This window comes from Beijerinckia indica subsp. indica ATCC 9039 (assembly GCF_000019845.1).
Classification (GTDB): Bacteria; Pseudomonadota; Alphaproteobacteria; order Rhizobiales; family Beijerinckiaceae; genus Beijerinckia; species Beijerinckia indica.
On the sequence record NC_010581.1, the window covers coordinates 128,653 to 146,701 of the forward strand.

Genomic DNA, 18,049 nt, shown 5'->3' on the forward strand with positions numbered 1-18,049 from the left:
AAGCCTCGCCGGGCTGATAAGGGCCGGAGCTGGCTAGAGCATCAGATTGGTCCCAAATGGCTCCCACTTTTGGGACCAATCTGATGCGCTTTTAGTAAAATAGAGCTCGGGCGCCGCTATCGATCTTCTATGGGGGTAAGCCGCTGGCCAAACACGTCCACTCCAGCAAATGTGATGGAACGATCCATGGAGACGGCAGCGGCCAGCTTGTTCCTGGCGGGAATTGGTTTTATCGCTTGGGAGAGGGTTCTGGCAAAGCCGGACAGGCTGGAAAGCGGAGGTCGATGATGCGCAAGAAACTTCTCCTTGGCACCTTATTTCTGATGTCCGCTACCAGCCTTCTTGCTGCCAATGATCCCATTGCCCAGCGCAAGGATATTTTGAAGGAGATCGGCGAGGTGACAAAGCCCGTCGTTGGCATGTTGAAGGGCGAGGTGCCATTCGATCGCGCCAAAGTCGATGCGGCACTGACCGCCTATGCCGACGGCATTCCGAAATTGCCCAGCCTCTTCCCGGATGATTCCAAGACCGGGGGCAAGACCGAAGCCAAGGCGCGGATCTGGGACGAGAAGCCGAAATTCGAGGCTCTGTTCAAGAAATTCGGTGAGGATGTCAAAACCACACAAGGCACGATCACCGATGTTGCCAGCCTGAAAGCCAATTTCCCCAAAGTGTTGGGGGACTGCAAAAGCTGCCACGACGATTATCGCGAGAAACATTGAGCGGGCTTTTCATCATGCGGGATGGCCGGCATGGTGCGAAAGGCACTGTCGAAGCCTGGGATCTGCCCACGCGCCTGTTCAAATGGATGCTGGTTCTGCTCGTCGCCATGGCCTGGCTCAGTGACAAATATGGCGTGGCCACGCCCGAATGGCACAAATGGAATGGCTATACGATCCTGGTGTTGATCGTGTTTCGCCTGTTGTGGGGTTTCTTTGGCGGCGTGACCGCGCGTTTTTCCAGCTTCTTTCCAACGCCGCAGCGGATTTTTGGCTATTGCGGCGCGCTGGTGCAAGGGCGGAAGCTTCCTTATCTCGGCCATAATCCGCTCGGTGCCTGCATGGTGCTTTTGCTCCTGGCCGCTGTCTTTTGCCAGGCCGTGCTTGGCCTTTATTCGGCTGATCCCGATCGTCTCGTGATAGAGGGACCGCTTAGCGGCACGTTGTCGGACGCCTCAGTCGATGAGGCTTCGCATGTCCATCGGCTTGGATTTGATTTTCTCTTGATCTTGATCGGCCTGCACGTCCTGGCCAATCTCGCCTATGATCTGATCGGCAAGGAAGGCATGATCCGCGCGATGGTGGTGGGACGCAAACCTGCGGCTCTCTATGCGGATATGCCGCGATCGGCGCCGGGCTCGCTTTGGCTCGCCTTCACCTGTCTGATCGCCGCGGTGATTCTTGTCTTTGGCGGCATTTTTCTACTCGGCGGGCGCTCCCTTTGAAGCCTTTTTGCGGAGATTTGGTCGCGCCACCGGCCGGGCGATCGGTGCCGTGCCGCGGTGGTCGTAGACTGCGGCTATATTGTCGAGGAACTGACGGGCGCTATTGGCCCAGGTAAAGGTCAGGGCATGGGTGCGCGCCCTTTCGCGCGGGATGGTGAGCGCCTCGATGCAGGCGGTGCGCAGGTCGAAGTCGAGCACGCCGGCCCCGCTGGTCCCGATCGTGTCCAGAGGACCTTGAACCGGCAAAGCCGCGACCGGGCAGCCGCAGGCGAGTGCTTCCAGGACGACCATGCCGAATGTGTCGGTCCGGCTCGGAAACACGAAGACATCGGCGGCGGCATAATAACGCGCGAGTTCATCGCTCGGCATGGCGCCAAGAAAATGCGCCCGGGGATGGGCCTGTTGCAGCGCGGCTCTGGCGGGACCATCGCCGATGACGAGTTTCGAGCCCGGCAAATCGAGACCCAGAAAACTCGAGAGATTTTTTTCCGGCGCCAGACGGCCCGCATAAAGAAAGATCGGACGTGGAAGCGAGAGCGGCACCGCTCGATCGGGATGGAAGCGTTGATGATCGACCCCGCGAGACCAGATCCGGGGCCGATTGAATCCGCGCTGCTCGAGTTCCCTGGCGAGGCTCGGCGTTGCGACCATGAGCCCATTGCCGGCATTGTGAAAACGCCGCAGGACACCGTAGCTCACCCATTCCGGAATCGGGACGCGCTCCCGGATATATTCGGGAAAGCGCGTGTGAAAGCTTGTCGTGAACGGGTGGCCGGTTTCCAGACAATAACGGCGCACGGCAAAGCCGATCGGCCCCTCGGTCGCGATATGAATGTGATCGAAACCTTGGCCGTCCAGCCGCTTTTTAATGCTCCGCCAGCCGACCAGGGCGAGCCGAATCTCCCGATAGGTCGGCAAGGGAAGGGTGGCATAGCCTTGCGGACTCAGGAAATCGACTTCGACACCTTGCTCGTTCAAGGCTTTGGAGAGACTTTCCAGGGAGCGCACCACGCCATTGACTTGCGGCTGCCAGGCATCGGTGGCGATCAGAATCCGCATTTTAGGCCGCGGCTCTCTGCGCCGCCGGAAGATTGGCCTGTCGGGCCAGACGTTCGCTGGCCGTGGCTTGCCAGCGCAGGATCTCGAGCCGCCCATCGGCATGTTCGGCGATCGCGGTGCAGGATTCGACGAAATCACCCGTATTGATATAGGTCACGCCGTCGATTTCGCGGATGGTGGCGTGATGAATATGGCCGCAGACGACGCCATCGGCCCCGTGTTTGCGCGCTTCCTCGGTCAATGTCATTTCGAACGCGCCGATGAAATTCACGGCATCCTTGACCTTCAGCTTCGCCCAGGCGGAAAACGACCAGTAAGTGAAACCAAGCGCCCGGCGCGCTTTATTGAACCATGTATTAGACCAGAGCGCGACGTCATAGGCCCAATCGCCGAGCCAGGCCAGCCAACGGGCGTGCTGGACGACAATATCGAACTGGTCTCCATGGATGACGAGCAGGCGCTTGCCATCCGCCGTCTCATGGAAAGCATGATCGACGATGTCCACGCCGCCGAAGGTCATGCCGATATAGTCGCGGGCGAATTCGTCGTGATTGCCGGGCACATAGACGACGCGGGTTCCCTTGCGGACTTTGCGCAAGAGCTTTTGCACGACGTCATTGTGCATTTGCGGCCAATACCAGCCGCTTTTCAAACGCCAGCCGTCGATGATGTCACCGACCAGATAGATCGTATCCGCGTCGTGATATTTCAAGAAATCGACGAGCAGTTCCGCCTGACAGCCGCGAGTGCCGAGATGCACGTCGGAGAGGAACAAAGTGCGGTAATGGGTGGAGGACTCTAAGATCGTATCCACGCTGTTTCCTGACTCTCGAGCGGCAAGGCCTTGAAAACCCATTCTGCACGCCATAAAGCACGCTCGCATGGCGTTGCGATGACGATCGGTCGCAATAACGGTAAAGCCTTGGGCATAATGTTTACCGTTCCGCTTGGTTTCAGGAGCAAAACTTTTTTCATCGACCCATCATCAACGGCCCTAAATAGTCCCACGCCGATCGTCGTTCTGTCGAGCCATTATCGAGAATCACGGATTCTCGATCCGTCACTTTTTAAAGCGTATCCACTTGTCCTCGTCGAAGCGCGAGGAGTCGCGCTTCGACGAGGGTGGATACTATGCGGAAGCAGGATGTTTTCGTTCGATATTCCAAACAAAATCGGTTAGTCTTTCAGCCCATGGCAGGGTGAAGGGCACGTGGCATGGGGGTCGAGGGACGCGATAAGGTCAAGGTTCTGGAGGCGGGTGCGGCGGCTTTATCGAGCCAGCTTGGCAAAACCGTCCAACGGTTGCGCAAGGCCTATAATCTCTCGTTGTCCGAATTATCCGAGCAATCGGGGGTTGCAAAATCGATCATCAGCCAGATCGAGCGCAACGAGACCAATCCGACGCTGGCGACCATCTGGCGGCTTTCGCAGGCGCTCGATGTTTCGATTGAGCGCGTGTTGCAGGCGACCGAGGATGAACCTTTCCTGGAAAAAGCCTCCAAGGGGGACACACCGATTCTAGTTTCCGATGATGGCAAATGCCGGCTGGCGATCATCGGCTGGATCAAGACGGTCGAATGGCTGCAATGGTATGATTTTGCGGCTGATCCCGGTGGCATTCTCGAATCGGAGGCGCATCAGCGTGGTTCCGTCGAAAGCCTTTCGGTGAGTGTGGGCGAACTCGAGATCGAGGTCGGCGGCGTGATCGAACGCGCCAAGGCGGGCGAAACCCTGCGTTATCGTTGCGACCGGCCGCATACCATCCGCAATGTCTCGCGCAAGCCCGCCTCGGCGATGATGGTTTGCATCCTCAAAGCCGCCGCCATGGAATGAGAGGGCTTTGTCGTTGGCCAGCGCCTCCCCGCCACATCCAGGATCATCTCGATGGATTCGCAACAAATAGGGGAAGCCTATCGTCAGCGTCACTGGCGCTTTCTTGCCGATCTTCAGAAAAAGGCGGGAATGGAATTTGTCGTGGGGCGACGCGAAGGGTCCCATATCTGGAATGTCGAGAATTCACGGCGCCTTCTCGATTGCGGCAATAGCGGGGGCGTTCATTCTCTTGGACATTGCAATCCGGAAATACGACAGCTGATTGCTGAGAGTTTGGAAACGCTCGATGCGGGCATGTGGGTGATGCCAACCGAAGAAGCATTGGCGTTCCAGGACACAGTCAATCGTGCGGATTCGCCCATTCCGGACTGCCGGACTGTTCTGACGTTGAGTGCCTCGGACGCCATGGATGCCACGATCATGTGGTCGTTTCGCGTCACCGGCCGCAAGAAGGTGCTGGCGTTCAAGCATGGCTATCATGGCCATAGTGGTTTTGCCGCGCTGGCGACGGGATCAGAGGCCGAGGGGCTTTTGTCGCATTATTCTCTTCCGGGCGATTATAGCCTGTTTTTTGAGGATTATGGCGATCTCGACGCGATCGAAAGAACGATCGATGCGTCCTGTGCGGCCATCATCATGGAGCCTATGAATTATGAAACCTTCGAGCCCGCGCCTGATGGTTTTCTGGAAGGTGTCCAGGCTTTGTGCCGCCGCCATTCGACGCTTTTGATTCTTGATGAGACACGGTCGGGCCTTGGCCGTTCCGGCCGGCTTTGGATGAGCGGCTTTTATGATATCCAACCCGACATCATCATATCCGGAAAAGGATTGGGCGGAGGCTATTATCCCGTCGGCGCCTTGATCGCTCGATCAGATATTTATGATCTCTGCATGAATAGTGGCCATTGGGGCTATATGGCGAGTCTTGCCGGCAGCCCCATTGGCGCACGGATCGCCATGAAGGTTCTGGATATTGTGCGGCGTCCGGAACTTGTCGCGAATGTCCACCTCTTGGAGAGAGATCTCACCACGCTTTTTTTGGCGCTCAGCGCGAACTTTCCAGATCTCTATCGACCAGCCTGGGTCAGGGGAGGGATTGCCGCTCTCGGCCTTCAGGATGCGCAATTCGCCTCGATGATCCAGCTTGAACTGTTTAGGCGTGGCGTGCTTTGCCACAGCACCTCGCTCATTACGCCTTCCGTTGTCAAATTCTTCCCGTGCTTGACCAGCACACCCTCAATCGTCGAAGAGCTTGGCGGTGCGCTCGAGGATTGCGCGCAATCCTTCCGCAAGCAGGAAAGGGTTTCAACCTCGTAGGGACAGAGTTCGGAGCAGATCGGATATCTCCGATCTGCTCTCCTTAAAGAACAATTGTTTTGGACCCCGCCTCAGAATGACATACCTCAGAATGACATGAAGGTGCCCAGTACGAAAGCATCGCCCGTGACCGAGCCGCCAGCCTGATTGCGCGAGATCAAATGCGTGAACTCGCCCTGGAGTGTGATCCAATCCGTCAATTTATAGCGGGCAAAACCCATCACACTGGAATTCGAGCGCAACAATGTGGAGGGATCACCATAAGTGGCGTTCAACAGACTGATGCCATAGGCACTGCCGATTGTGAAACGATCATAGAACGTGTAGCTGGCCTGGGCATAGCCGCCATAGGAATCCCGCTTCTGGCCCTCGCGGTTGATACCGTCGAAAAACAGGAAGGTCGAGCCCATGCCGCGGCCATAATAGCCATAGGCGAGGAGGCTCACGGGACCGGCATCGAGACGAGCGCCGCCATCGAAACCGACCGCGCGTATATTGGCGCCTGCCGCCAGGGAACCATTGGTCACCACGCTATCGCCGATTTCAGCGCGATGCTGTTGCGTCATGCCAGAGGTCCAGGCCGTCAGCTTCAGGTCATCGCCGTAATGACCGATATATTTCAAACGCCATTGCAGGCCCGGCTGATCATGCGCCGACATTTCGCCCGACAGGCCAGAGTAATTATATTCCTGCAAGGGGGAGAAGACGCCGACAGAGGCCGTGAACCCATAGAAATCGGGCGTCGTATAGGTTATTTGCGGCAGCCAATCCATGTAGAAATAGCCAAAGCCCACATGGCCCAAAGTGGCATTGCCCGGCGCCGCATTGCTGGAAAAGAAGCCGACACCCGGAATGGTCGCATCGTTCAACACGGCGTCGGCGGCAAAGAGGCCAAGATCGCGGCCAATCTTGACCGTACCGAAATCAGGCGTGCCAATGGTCCCGAACACTTGCCTCAAGTCGATGCCCGGAGTGCCGAGCGCGACTGCTGCGCCCCCGTTATTGGCGTTGAACTTGCCAACCGAAACATTGTTGCCGCCCGTATAGAGACCGAGCGTGAAACTAAGGTCGAGGCCTTCCTGGCGAGTCGTGAGATTGGTGACGAGATTGCTCGGCAGATAGCCTGCGCGTATGGCATTTGAATTATTGGCGACACTGGGAGCCAGAAGACCGCCCGCAACCGTCGCATTGCCGCGCGTCTTGAAACCTTCAGTCGCGAAGAAACTCAAAACACCCGTCAATCTGAGATCGACTTCGCCGATCCGCACACCGATACCCTTGTCGAGCTTCGTGACATAACGATCATCCGGGACGATCTTTACGCCTTCCTTCGTCACGACACGGCGGCCAGCCGGCTCGGCGACACGAGCCTTGTCTTCCGCCTCATGGGCATGGCGGTCCTTCAATTTTCGATATTCGGTCTTTGTCAGAATGCCTTTCGACCTGAGTTGATCGAGTAATTGATCAGTCGTATCGGCCCGCGCCGTGGAGAGGCTGAAGCCTCCTGTAGCGATCAAGCTCGAAACAAGCGCAAACGACAGCGATCCGCGCAAACGCTCGCGGCCTCTCCTTGTCATTCCATTCCTCCGAGATCTATTTTTATGTTTGTTCTGTTTTTGATTGGCGTCTAACGCAGAGTCGAAATCTTCTTTGTGAATCAAACCCGCTCTGTTTCATTCATACGAACGGGAGCATAGGAGATAGCCGGACCCGAGGGGGCCTCGGGTCCGGCCTCTCAAGGCGTCAACCAAGAAACACGGGCGGAGGGGGTCAGCCCACCTTGGTCTCGACCTTTGTGATGAAATCGCCAATCAGCCCGTTGACCTCGGCCGATTGTTCCATTTGCGGCATATGTCCGCTCTTCTCGAGAGGATGGAAGGCGATGGTGCCCGGCAGTTGGCCTGGATCAACCATCGGCACGACCTGATCCTGTTTACCCCAGAGGATTTCAACCGGCGCTTTGATTTCGGCAAGGCGCGACAGCAGATTGAGGCTCTGGCGTCCCTCCTTGAAATTGGCGCTAGCGATCGCGGTCAAAGCCGTGGTCGCGCCGTCGAGGCGTTTGAACTTGATGAGATCGTCGATCATGTCATTGCTGACGAGGGAGGGATCGGCGAACAGCAATTGTAGCACCGGCTTCAAGGTTTTGCGGCGGTCGGCCGTGATGAAGCCATCGGTGTAATCGGTGTTGATCACATCGCCGAGGGCCGCCGGACTGATCAGGCTGAGCGATGCGACAAGCGTCGGCCGCTCGAGCGCCAAGGCGAGAATGATCGCGCCGCCAAGCGAATGGCCGACGAAATGCGCTGAAGCAACACCGAGCGCATCCAGGGTTTCGCCCACGCTCTTGGCGAGCGAGGCGATATCGCCCGAAGTCTCTTTCACGGATCCGCCATGGCCTGGCAGGTCAATCGCGATGGTTCTGTGCTTTTCAGCGAGGGGAGGCTGATTGAACATCCAATTGTTGAGATCACCGCCGAAGCCATGCACGAAGACGATCGGCGCGCCTTCGCCATTGCCGATTTCGAGAATGCGGATTTTCTGGCCGCTGACCTCGATGACCCTGGGTTCAGGGGCGGCAACCGTTTCGCTTTTGTCCTGTTCACTGACGAATTCGGCCTGGAACTTATCGATGAACCGATCGATTTCATCTTCCGATGTCTCGCGGTCGGCGATGATAGCGATCAGCGAGCCGACCGGCAGTTCTTCCTGTTCCTGGGCGACCTGGCGGCGCAGAATGCCTTTGACCGGGCTTTCATAGGCATTGGTGATCTTGGTTGTCTCAATGTCGGCGAGATCATCGCCGACATTGACTTCCGCACCGATGGTCTTTGCCCAGGAAGCCACCTTGCCTTCGGTCATGGCGAGACCGAATTTCGGCATGGTGATGGCTTTGATCTCTCCGGTGATCATGCGGGCTCCTTGATCTGATAATTCATGAGGGCCTTGGCGGCTTTCTCGATCCTGTCGGCATTAGGCACGAACAGATCCTCGAGATTGGGCGCGAAGGGGACCGGTGTATGCGGCGGGCAGACCATTTTGATCGGCGCCTTGAGCGCGCCGAAGGCTTCCTGCGCGACGACGGCCGAAATATCGGTCGCCATATTGCAGCGCGGGCTCGCCTCATCGACAATCACCAGCCGGCCTGTATCGGCGACACAATCAAGGATCGTGTCAAAATCCATCGGCGAGGTGGTGCGTGGATCGATGACATTGCAGGTGATGCCCTGCTTTTCCAGACGGTCGGCGGCCTCGTTGGCCATTTTGACCATGCGGCCGATGGCGACGATCGTCACGTCGTCCCCCTCGCGGGTGAGGTTCGCCTCGCCGAAGGGAATGGTATAGGGCTCGTCCGGCACTTCCTCGATATCGTCATACATGACCTTGTTTTCGAAGAAGATCACCGGATCGTTGTCGCGGATCGATTGGATCAGCAAGCCCTTCACCTCATAGGGCGAGGAGGGAATGACAACCTTGAGGCCGGGAATATGTGTGAACAGCGGGTAGAGGCACTGGCTGTGCTGGCTCGCCGCGCGAAAACCCGCACCATACATGGCGCGAATGACGAGCGGGGTGACGGCCTTGCCGCCGAACATGTAGCGGAATTTGGCCGCCTGGTTGAAGATCTGGTCGAAACAGACACCCATGAAATCGATGAACATCAGTTCGGCGACAGGCCGCAGGCCGGTGGCAGCCGCGCCTGCCGCCGCACCAATATAGCCGCTTTCGCTCAGCGGCGTGTCGAGCACGCGCTCTGGACCGAATTCGGTGATCAAGCCCTTGGTGACGCCGAGCACGCCGCCCCAGGCATCCTGCTGGCCCTTGGTGCCAGCACCGCCCGCGACATCCTCGCCCATGACGATGACGGTCGGATCGCGGCGCATTTCGCTGGCGAGGGCTTCATTGATCGCTTGCCGATAGCTCTTCTTGCTCATGATCGCAGCCCTCAATAGGAGACATAAACATCAGAAAGGAGGTCTTCCTCGGTCGGCAAAGGCGCCGCCTTGGCATGCTGGACCGCCCGTTCGATCAAGGCCGCGATTTCGGCATCGACACCATCGAGATCCTGGTTTTCGAGGAGGGCCGCTTCCGTGACCTTGGTGCGGAATTTCACCAGGCAATCACGCTCCTTGCGGACGCGATCGGCTTCGCCGGGCTCCCGGTAGGTCGTCGCATCGCCTTCGAAATGGCCGTAATAGCGATAGGTCTTGACATGCAGCATGCTGGGACCACCGCCGGCACGGGCTTTCTGGATGGCGTCGCGCGCGGCGTCATAAACCGCGAAAAAGTCATGGCCATCGACCTCTTGCGCCGGAATGCCGAAGCCTTCCGCCCGTTTGGTCTGGGTTCCGCCGACCGAATAGGACGAGGAGGTCGCCTCGGCATAGCCATTGTCCTCGCATACGAAGATCACCGGCAGATTCCAGATTTTAGCAAGATTGAGGCTTTCGAGCGTGGTCCCCTGGTTCGAGGCGCCATCGCCGTAAAAGGCCACGGCCACGCCGCCCGTTTTCAGGGTCTTGGCGGTCAAGGCCGCGCCGCAAATCAGGGGCGGGCCGCCACCCACAATGCCATTGGCACCGAGCATGCCCTTGGCGATTTCGGCAATATGCATGGAGCCGCCCTTGCCGCCGCAGACACCATCCTTGCGGCCGTAGATCTCGCTCATCATCGAGACGACATCAACACCTTTGGCGATGCAATGGCCATGACCGCGATGGGTGCTGGCGATATGGTCACGCTCGGTCAGATGCATGCAAATGCCGGCGGCTGAAGCTTCCTCGCCGGAATAGAGATGGACGAAGCCGGGAATTTCGCCGGTGGCGAATTCGATATGCAGGCGCTCTTCGAAATCGCGGATGGTCCGCATTGTGCGATAGGCCTTGAGCAGGTCTTCTCGACTGAGCTGCATGTTCCCTCCCTACGGGTCGTTTTTGCCAATGATTGTTAACGCCTGCGGTCCGGTCGTGTTGCCGGATGGCTTGGAGCAAATTGGTAGCAGCGACACATGCATTCGGCAATGAACGAGGCCTCCCGTCAAAAGGTGCAGGGGCTTGAAAACACCTACCTTTATCGTCTCAATTTTGAGATTTCCGTTGCACCGGTGAGACGTGTGGCGTGAGCTCGAGCGTATCTGGCAGAGGGAGCTTGAGAGGGGCTCGGGGTGCGACGGCGTCGCATCTTCAGGCGGGAGTGGCGGCGTCTGAGGGAGGCACGCGAGAAGGGAGGGGCCCGGTGAGATTGGGGCCTTGGTTCAAGGATTTATGGTTTAATTTGCATAAACATTTCGCATTGTGGTGTTTTTATTGCCGTTATGGCAGTAGTTTGCCACATTATTGACAATATAAAAAGTATTTTAAGATTGATAATGCCAATATAGCATATCTTAAAATGGTTTTTATTTAGCCATTTGATAGAGGCTCCCTATAAGTTCTCCGATAGTCTCGGATTGGGCCAGCAAGGCCGCCTGTTGCTGGGGGAGATGGCTTACATTGCTTTCATTCCTATGCGATTTGGCCTTCGGCATGGCCGCCTCCCGTTATTTTCCCCGTTTCGCGCGCGCTCTTTGCGTGCCCCATGCTTTGAACGGCCCCGCTCATGAATGCCATTGTCGTTACCGCGCTGCGCCGGCCCTATACATTCGTTGTCCTTTCGCTGCTTATCCTGATGTTCGGCGTCATGTCGGTCTTCAAGACGCCGACAGACGTTTTTCCCAATATCAAGATTCCCGTCGTTTCCGTCGTGTGGACCTATGCCGGCCTCATGCCGGAAGATGTCGGCGGCCGTATCGTGCGTTATTACGAACAAGCCGTGACCTCGACCGTCGAGGGCATCGAGCATATTGAAAGCACGTCCTATTACGGCAGCGCCATCGTCAATATCTATTTCCAGCCCGGCACCGATCTTGGCCCCGCTGAATCCGATGTCGTCGCCATTTCACAGACCGTCATTCCGCAATTGCCACCAGGCATTTCACCGCCGATGATCATGCGGCTCGAGGCGTCTTCGGTGCCGGTCGTCACCATGCAGGTGACCTCCGACTCGCGCACCCCAGCGGATCTTTACAATCTCGCTTTCGCCCGTATTCGTCCCTTCGTTGTCACGGTTCCGGGCGCCATCATTCCTCATCCTTATGGCGGCAAGCCGCCTTTCCTGCTTGTCAATCTCAATCAGCAGCAATTGCTCGCGCATAATCTCTCGGGCATGGATGTCGAAAATGCCTTTGAGAAGCAGAGCATCGTGCTGCCGGCCGGCGACCAGAAGATTGGCCGCAAGGACTGGATGGTGCAGACCAATGCGATCCCCATGTCCGTCGAGCGTTTCGAGGATCTGCCGATCAAGAAAGTTGGCAACGCCTTCGTCCATTTGCGTGACATCGCCGATGTCTCCTTGTCCGGACCCCCGCAGACCAATGCGGTTCTCGTGAAAGGCAAGCAGGCCGTTCTCGTCGTCGTCATGAAGAGCGGTGAAGCCTCGACACTCGACGTGGTGCAAGGCGTTAAGGATCTCATGCCCCGCTTGCAAAAGCTGCTGCCGCCTGACGTGCATGTCCAGCTTTTGAACGATGCCTCGATCTTCGTGAAGGATTCGATTCAGGACGTCGTGCGAGAAATGGCGACAGCAGCGGCACTGACCGGTCTTGTCGTCCTGCTCTTTCTCGGCTCCTGGCGCGCCACCGTTATTATCGCGACATCGATCCCGCTTGCTATTCTCTGCGCGATCATCGGTCTCGGCTGGGCCGGACAGACCATCAATGTCATGACGCTGGGCGGTCTTGCTTTGGCCGTCGGCATTCTGGTCGATGACGCAACTGTCATGATCGAAAACATCGATACCCATCTTGAAATGGGTAAGGATATCGAGACGGCGATCATCGATGCGGCCAATCAGATCGTCATTCCAACCTTTGTCGCGACGCTCTGTATCTGTATCGTCTGGTTCCCCTTGTTCACTTTGTCTGGTGTCTCGGGCTGGCTGTTCATGCCGATGGCCGAGGCGATCATTTTCGCGATGATAGCGTCTTTCATCCTGTCGCGCACCTTGGTGCCGACCATGGCGAAATATCTCTTGGCCGGTCATGCCGCGCATGCCGCCCATGAGGGTGCGCATGGGGCGGGTGCGCATGGGGAAGATCATGCAAACCCAGCGGAAGAAGCGCTGCCGATTGCCGTGGAAGAGCAGGAAGTCGTTGATTATCCCCATGCGATGGCTCTCAAGGACGCGGCGGAGGAAGCAAGCTTCAACGAGGCTGTGCACGAAGAGCTTTTGCACCAGGAGATGCAGCACGAAACCGTGGGGCATGCCCCGCATGCCGAAAAAGCACCTGGCTTCTTCAGCCGTTTCCAGAAAGGTTTCGAAAAAGGGTTCAGCAATTTCCGCGAAAGCTATCGCGGCGCTCTGGAAAAAGCCGTCATGCATCGTGGCGCCTTCATCACGGTCTTTCTCGTTTTGACGCTCGGCTCGATGACTCTGTTCTATTTCAGCGGCCGTGATTTCTTCCCGGAAATCAAATCGGGCACGTTGCAGATGCATATGCGTGCGCCACTCGGCACGCGCATCGAGGTTACGAGCCGCATCGTCTCGCTGGTTAATGATGAAATCGAGAAGCTCCTGCCGGGGCAGGTCGAGAATATCGTCAACAATTGCGGTCTTCCCGTCGGCCCGCACAATCTTGCCTTCATCCCGACACCGACGATTGGCACACAAGATTGCGACCTGACCATCTCCTTGAAAAACGAGACTTCGCCGGTCTGGGACTTCCGGCGCATCCTGCGCAAGGGATTATCGAGCCGCTTCCCCGGCACTATCTTTACCTTCCAGCCAGCCGATCTCACCGCCAAGATCTTGAACTTCGGTTCTCCCTCTCCGATCGATGTTCAGATTTCTGGTCTTGAGGCAGCCAAGAACTATGATTTTGCGCGCAAACTCGCGGAACGGCTGTCCACCATTCCCGGTGCTGCCGATGTCACGATCCAACAGACCATGCGCACGCCGACCATCATGGTCAACGGTAACCGCACCTTCGGCCTTGGCACCGGCATGACGGAGCAGGACCTCGCCAACAACGAACTGATCGCGCTGTCAGGCAGCCAGCAGATTCATCAAAGCTATTGGCTCAATCCAGAAAATGGCCTGTCCTATCCGATCAATATCTACACACCGCAAGAACAGCTCACGAGCGTCAACGACCTCCTGACGATCCCCGTCAGCAAGGGTGACGGGAATCCAGAAGGCAAAGCCCCGCAGTTTCTCGGCAGCATGAGCTCGCTCGAACCGAAGGGCACGCCGGGACAGGTCTCGCATTACAACCTCATCCCGTTGTTCGATCTGTATGTCTCGAACGAGGGCCGTGATCTCGGCGGCGTGCTGGACGATGTGAATAAAGTGATCGCCTCCATGGAAGACGAACTGCCGCGCGGCGCCGCCATCGACGTGCGTGGTCAGGCGGAGACGATGCACAGTTCCTATAGCCAGCTCATCGGCGGTCTCGTGATCTCGGTTGTTCTCGTCTATCTCCTGATCGTGGTGAACTTCCAGTCCTGGCTTGATCCCTTCATCATCATCACAGCCCTGCCGGGTGCCCTCGCGGGCATCGCCTGGAGCCTGTTCTTGACCGGAACCAACCTTTCTATTCCGGCCCTCACCGGCGCCATCATGTGCATGGGAACGGCGACCGCGAACTCGATCCTCATCGTTTCCTTCGCGCGTGAGCGGTTCGAGATCCATGGCGATGCCATACGCGCGGCGATCGAGGCGGGCTATGGCCGTATTCGCCCTGTCATCATGACGGCCTCCGCCATGATCATCGGCATGTTGCCCATGTCTATGAGCAATTCGCAAAATGCTCCGCTCGGCCGCGCCGTGATCGGCGGGTTGACGGTGGCGACCTTTGCGACATTGATGTTCGTTCCTTGTGTCTATGCCCTCGTTTACAATCGCACCAATCGCAAGAAGGAGAGCGCGTGATGCGCAAGAGTAAAGGCGCGGGACGCGCACTCATCGCCGTTCTCATTGTGGGCGGCATTGCCGGCTATCAAGTCTTCGATCGGACCAAGGCGGCGAAGGAAGTTGCCGACGAAACGCTCGAAGGCGCTGTGCCGAAGATCTCGGTCGTCAATCCGCAAGCCGGACCGACGGAGGAATCCCTGACCTTGCCGGGAACGATCGAGGCCTGGTATCAGGCGCCGATCTACGCGCAGGTGTCCGGCTATGTAAAAATGTGGCACAAGGATTATGGCGCGCATGTCAAGAGCGATGATCTCTTGGCGGAAATCAATACGCCCGGCCTTGATGCCGAATATGCCCAGGCTCAGGCCAATCTGCGCTCGGCGCAGGCCAAATATAATCTCGCGGTCGTCACCGCCAATCGTTGGCGCGCCTTGCGCAAATCGCAGGCCGTCTCGGAACAATCGATCTCGGAACAGGAAGCCAACGAGAAATCGGAGGCGGCTCTGGTCGATGCCGCGCAACATAATGTGGCGCGCTATGAGGCCTTGCAGAAATTCAAGAAGATCGTTGCGCCGTTCGATGGCGTCATCACATCGCGCTCGATCAATGTCGGCGATTACGTCAATCAAGGCGGCGGCAGTGTGGGAGCCAGCGGCAATGCGACGGAACTTTTCTCCGTTGCCGATATTCACGCCATGCGTCTGTTTATTTCCGTGCCGGAAGTCTTCTCTTATATCCTCAAGCCGGGCCTCACGGCGGATGTGGTCACGCCGCAATATCCAGATCGTCATTATACTGCAAAATTTCTCACGGTCGCCAATGGCTATGACACGAATACCCGCACGGCAGTGACGGAATTCACCATTGATAATGACGATGCCAGCCTTTGGCCGGGTTCCTATTCGACAGTCAAGTTGACGGCTTCCGCCGATCCTCATATCCTGACAATACCAACCAGTGCTCTTGTGTTTGAAGAAGAAGGTTTGCAGGTCGCCACCGTGACGCCCGACAATCATATTCATTTCAAACCAGTCACTTCCGGCAAGATCCTCGGTGAGCAGGTCCAGATCACCCTGGGCCTCACGAAAGCCGACCGCATTGCTGATAATCCGCCCGCCGCTTTGATGGAGGGACAGGAGGTCAAAATCGTGCCAGCGACGCCCGGGTACAATAATGCGGTTCCAAACCATGAGGCGACGCAGGCCAATGGGTCCCGTCAGCAGCTTGGTCTGGCGGATGAACAGACTTCGGCGCAAGAGACCAAAAAATGAAATGCCTCTTCCCAGCAGGAGCCCGTTCCAGTGGTCTTCTGTTTCTTTTGTCCCTCTCCGCCTGTGATCTCGCCCCCGCCTACCAGCCGCCAGACCTCGAACTTCCCACCCATTGGCAAGGCAAGGGTCCCTTCAAGGAGGCCCAGCCCGCCGATACAGCCGTGCGGCCAGGCTGGTGGAAGCTCTATCACGATCCTCTCCTCAACCGAATCGAGGAAGAGGCGACGGCAAGCAATGCTGATCTGCAAGCTGCAGCTGAGCGATTCGTTCAGGCGCGTGACATGATCATGGGGGCGCAATCGCAATTGTTCCCGCAAGTCGGGATTGGTTTCGGCGCCTCCAACAACAAGCGTTCGGTCCATCGCCTGTTCAACTCGCCGGCCGATCCGATCCATGATTCCGATGAGACATTCGCGGGCCTCGTCTCCTGGGAGCCGGATATCTGGTCGGCGATCCGCAACAAGACTCGCGCGGAATTGAATTTCGCGGAACAGCGCGCGGCTGAATATGCTTCGGCGCAATTGAGTCTGCAGTCACAGATCGCTTGGGATTATTTCGCGCTGCGTGGTCTCGACGCGCAGGATGCGATCTATAAACAATCGATCGCCTATTATCAGCAGTCGCTCAACATTATCAAAGAGCGTCTCTCGGGCCTCGTCTCGCCGAAGCTCGATGTCGCGCGCGCTGAGAACCTGCTTTATAGCACGCAGGCGGAAGAGCTCGATATTCAGGCGCAGCGTCAGGTCATGGAACATGCGATCGCCATTCTGGCGAATACGGCGCCAAGCGCTTTCCATATTCCACCCGCCAATACGTTGCACACATCAATCCCCAAAATCCCGACGCGTGTCCCTTCCGATCTTCTGCAACGCCGGCCCGATATCGCCAGCGCGGAACGCAAGATGGCGCAGGCCAATCGCATCATCGGCATTGCGCGGGCGGCCTTCTATCCGAATGTCTCCATCCGCGTCGATGGTGGCTTCACCGATTCCGGTCTCAATCTCTTCAAGGTGGCCAACAGCCTCTGGGCTTATGGCGCTGATGTCACCCTGCCGATTTTCGATGGCGGATTACGCCGCGCCGATCTGCAGCAATCTCTCTCCGCTTATCGCGAAACCACGGATAATTACCGCTCCACGGTCCTCAATGCCTTTCGCGAGGTGGAAGATGGTCTGAGCCGCACCAATCGGCTGAGCGCGGAAGTCAAGAAGCAGCATGCCGCCGTCACCGCTGCCTCGGAGACGCAGACCATGACCATGGATCTCTATAAAGGCGGTCTGAATACCAGTCTCGATGTCATCACCGCCCAGGTGAATACATTGACGGCGCGTATTCGCGAAGTGCAGATTCAAATGCAATTGCTGCAGGTCTCGACCGAATTGATCCGTGCGCTCGGCGGCGGCTGGGACAAGAGCAACTTGCCCGAGCAGCGGGAAATGCAGGCTTTTGGCATCTTCCAGGTCGATAATCTGGATAAGCCGCCGCCGGCCGGTGGCATTGACGTGCAGACCGATCCTCAGGCCAATAGTGATTTGACCCGACCAATTTCGCAACAAAGCAAGGCTGGGCACTGAGTATCAGCGGCTCCGAAAAGAACATTGCAGAGCGTGAGGGCTGTATGCGCGCACCTCTCGATATAATGCAATTACATCGAGAGGCATGTCTCGGTGTATTCCGCATTCATCGCGATATAATACCAACGGTCATAATCGATGACCGTTGGACCGCTCTTGAATTTTCGCTCTCGCTTTGAAAATGCGAAAATTCAAGAAAGGAACCAAAGGTCGTCCTTTACGGCCTTTGGTATAAAAAGGCGGTCTCATTGCTGAGACCGCCTGAGTTGGCCATGCACCCTGCATAGCGGGCAATCAATGGGTGAAACGCGAGCGTTTCATAAATGACAGGTCTTGCTCGAAACCAACAAAGCCTATCGCCTGAAAAGGGATCGGTCATACAAACTTTTGCCCAAACCGGTCTTTGCGGAAAGACGGGCCTGGGTGAATGCCTGTTTTCTACAGTCCTTGGCTTGCCCCAGTCTTGTGCGGGTCCGAAGCAAAATGATCTGCGGAGCCTGCCCGCGAAAGGGACAGCGCCAAGTATAAGCCAATCGGCATTTTTGAAAATTACTTTAGGACAGAATGGAACTTACAGAAGGGATGTAAAAATTTGTACGATA

The 18,049-nt window shown here is 57.1% G+C and carries 13 protein-coding genes; 7 read left to right on the top strand and 6 right to left on the bottom strand.

Annotated elements, in window-relative coordinates; all coding sequences use genetic code 11:
- Positions 1-284 precede the first annotated feature (284 nt).
- Both BIND_RS00570 and BIND_RS00575 read left to right on the top strand, forming a co-directional pair.
- A complete protein-coding gene (locus BIND_RS00570; RefSeq protein ID WP_244395929.1) occupies positions 285-722 on the top strand; it encodes a c-type cytochrome in 438 nt (145 codons plus the stop codon).
- Positions 719-1,444 (top strand): cytochrome b/b6 domain-containing protein, encoded by a 726-nt coding sequence (locus BIND_RS00575; RefSeq protein ID WP_012383129.1) that lies wholly within the window; start codon positions 719-721, stop codon positions 1,442-1,444. Before BIND_RS00570 ends, BIND_RS00575 begins: the two co-directional genes overlap by 4 nt.
- Here the strand turns inward: BIND_RS00575 and BIND_RS00580 are convergent.
- Both BIND_RS00580 and BIND_RS00585 read right to left on the bottom strand, forming a co-directional pair.
- Positions 1,421-2,503 (bottom strand): glycosyltransferase family 4 protein, encoded by a 1,083-nt coding sequence (locus BIND_RS00580; RefSeq protein WP_012383130.1) that lies wholly within the window; start codon positions 2,501-2,503, stop codon positions 1,421-1,423. The two genes, BIND_RS00575 and BIND_RS00580, sit on opposite strands and share 24 nt — an antisense overlap.
- A 1-nt stretch (position 2,504) precedes the next feature.
- Positions 2,505-3,359, bottom strand: coding sequence for a UDP-2,3-diacylglucosamine diphosphatase (locus BIND_RS00585; RefSeq protein ID WP_050763872.1), 855 nt, complete (start codon positions 3,357-3,359; stop codon positions 2,505-2,507).
- 359 nt (positions 3,360-3,718) lie between these two features.
- Between BIND_RS00585 and BIND_RS00590 the strand changes: the two genes are divergently transcribed.
- Both BIND_RS00590 and BIND_RS00595 read left to right on the top strand, forming a co-directional pair.
- The gene (locus BIND_RS00590) at positions 3,719-4,336 is read left to right on the top strand and encodes a helix-turn-helix domain-containing protein (protein ID WP_012383132.1); all 618 of its coding nucleotides are present in this window, start codon (positions 3,719-3,721) and stop codon (positions 4,334-4,336) included.
- 51 nt (positions 4,337-4,387) lie between these two features.
- Positions 4,388-5,653 (top strand): aspartate aminotransferase family protein, encoded by a 1,266-nt coding sequence (locus BIND_RS00595; protein ID WP_012383133.1) that lies wholly within the window; start codon positions 4,388-4,390, stop codon positions 5,651-5,653.
- An 86-nt stretch (positions 5,654-5,739) separates the two neighbouring features.
- Here the strand turns inward: BIND_RS00595 and BIND_RS00600 are convergent, their stop codons facing one another.
- The 4 genes from BIND_RS00600 to BIND_RS00615 all read right to left on the bottom strand — a co-directional run bounded on the left by BIND_RS00600 (position 5,740) and on the right by BIND_RS00615 (position 10,565).
- Entirely contained in the window at positions 5,740-7,230 is a 1,491-nt protein-coding gene (locus BIND_RS00600; RefSeq protein WP_012383134.1) for a hypothetical protein, read from the bottom strand.
- 193 nt (positions 7,231-7,423) lie between these two features.
- Positions 7,424-8,566 (bottom strand): acetoin dehydrogenase dihydrolipoyllysine-residue acetyltransferase subunit, encoded by a 1,143-nt coding sequence (locus BIND_RS00605; RefSeq protein WP_012383135.1) that lies wholly within the window; start codon positions 8,564-8,566, stop codon positions 7,424-7,426.
- Positions 8,563-9,588 (bottom strand): alpha-ketoacid dehydrogenase subunit beta, encoded by a 1,026-nt coding sequence (locus BIND_RS00610; RefSeq protein ID WP_012383136.1) that lies wholly within the window; start codon positions 9,586-9,588, stop codon positions 8,563-8,565. Before BIND_RS00610 ends, BIND_RS00605 begins: the two co-directional genes overlap by 4 nt.
- Positions 9,589-9,599: 11 nt before the next feature.
- The gene (locus tag BIND_RS00615) at positions 9,600-10,565 is read right to left on the bottom strand and encodes a thiamine pyrophosphate-dependent dehydrogenase E1 component subunit alpha (RefSeq protein ID WP_012383137.1); all 966 of its coding nucleotides are present in this window, start codon (positions 10,563-10,565) and stop codon (positions 9,600-9,602) included.
- A gap of 686 nt (positions 10,566-11,251) precedes the next feature.
- On the opposite strand from BIND_RS00615, the gene BIND_RS00620 reads away from it, so the two are divergent.
- The 3 genes from BIND_RS00620 to BIND_RS00630 are packed head-to-tail and all read left to right on the top strand — an operon-like array spanning position 11,252 to position 17,447.
- Positions 11,252-14,620, top strand: coding sequence for an efflux RND transporter permease subunit (locus BIND_RS00620; protein ID WP_012383138.1), 3,369 nt, complete (start codon positions 11,252-11,254; stop codon positions 14,618-14,620).
- Complete coding sequence (locus tag BIND_RS00625; RefSeq protein WP_012383139.1) at positions 14,620-15,873, top strand: efflux RND transporter periplasmic adaptor subunit; 1,254 nt, start codon at positions 14,620-14,622, stop codon at positions 15,871-15,873. The genes BIND_RS00620 and BIND_RS00625 overlap by 1 nt, the downstream gene beginning before the upstream one ends.
- Positions 15,870-17,447: an efflux transporter outer membrane subunit gene (locus tag BIND_RS00630; RefSeq protein WP_012383140.1), complete on the top strand. Its 1,578-nt coding sequence runs from the start codon at positions 15,870-15,872 to the stop codon at positions 17,445-17,447. The genes BIND_RS00625 and BIND_RS00630 overlap by 4 nt, the downstream gene beginning before the upstream one ends.
- Positions 17,448-18,049: the final 602 nt, after the last annotated feature.

Bases quoted from the DNA above. Each gene is read 5' to 3' on its own strand.
- BIND_RS00620 (WP_012383138.1), top strand. From the start codon at position 11,252: ATGAATGCCATTGTCGTTACCGCGCTGCGCCGGCCCTATACATTCGTT.
- BIND_RS00580 (WP_012383130.1), bottom strand. From the start codon at position 2,503: ATGCGGATTCTGATCGCCACCGATGCCTGGCAGCCGCAAGTCAATGGC.
- BIND_RS00605 (WP_012383135.1), bottom strand. From the start codon at position 8,566: ATGATCACCGGAGAGATCAAAGCCATCACCATGCCGAAATTCGGTCTC.
- BIND_RS00595 (WP_012383133.1), top strand. From the start codon at position 4,388: ATGGATTCGCAACAAATAGGGGAAGCCTATCGTCAGCGTCACTGGCGC.
- BIND_RS00615 (WP_012383137.1), bottom strand. From the start codon at position 10,565: ATGCAGCTCAGTCGAGAAGACCTGCTCAAGGCCTATCGCACAATGCGG.
- BIND_RS00600 (WP_012383134.1), bottom strand. From the start codon at position 7,230: ATGACAAGGAGAGGCCGCGAGCGTTTGCGCGGATCGCTGTCGTTTGCG.
- BIND_RS00585 (WP_050763872.1), bottom strand. From the start codon at position 3,359: ATGGGTTTTCAAGGCCTTGCCGCTCGAGAGTCAGGAAACAGCGTGGAT.
- BIND_RS00630 (WP_012383140.1), top strand. From the start codon at position 15,870: ATGAAATGCCTCTTCCCAGCAGGAGCCCGTTCCAGTGGTCTTCTGTTT.
- BIND_RS00570 (WP_244395929.1), top strand. From the start codon at position 285: ATGATGCGCAAGAAACTTCTCCTTGGCACCTTATTTCTGATGTCCGCT.
- BIND_RS00625 (WP_012383139.1), top strand. From the start codon at position 14,620: ATGCGCAAGAGTAAAGGCGCGGGACGCGCACTCATCGCCGTTCTCATT.
- BIND_RS00590 (WP_012383132.1), top strand. From the start codon at position 3,719: ATGGGGGTCGAGGGACGCGATAAGGTCAAGGTTCTGGAGGCGGGTGCG.
- BIND_RS00610 (WP_012383136.1), bottom strand. From the start codon at position 9,588: ATGAGCAAGAAGAGCTATCGGCAAGCGATCAATGAAGCCCTCGCCAGC.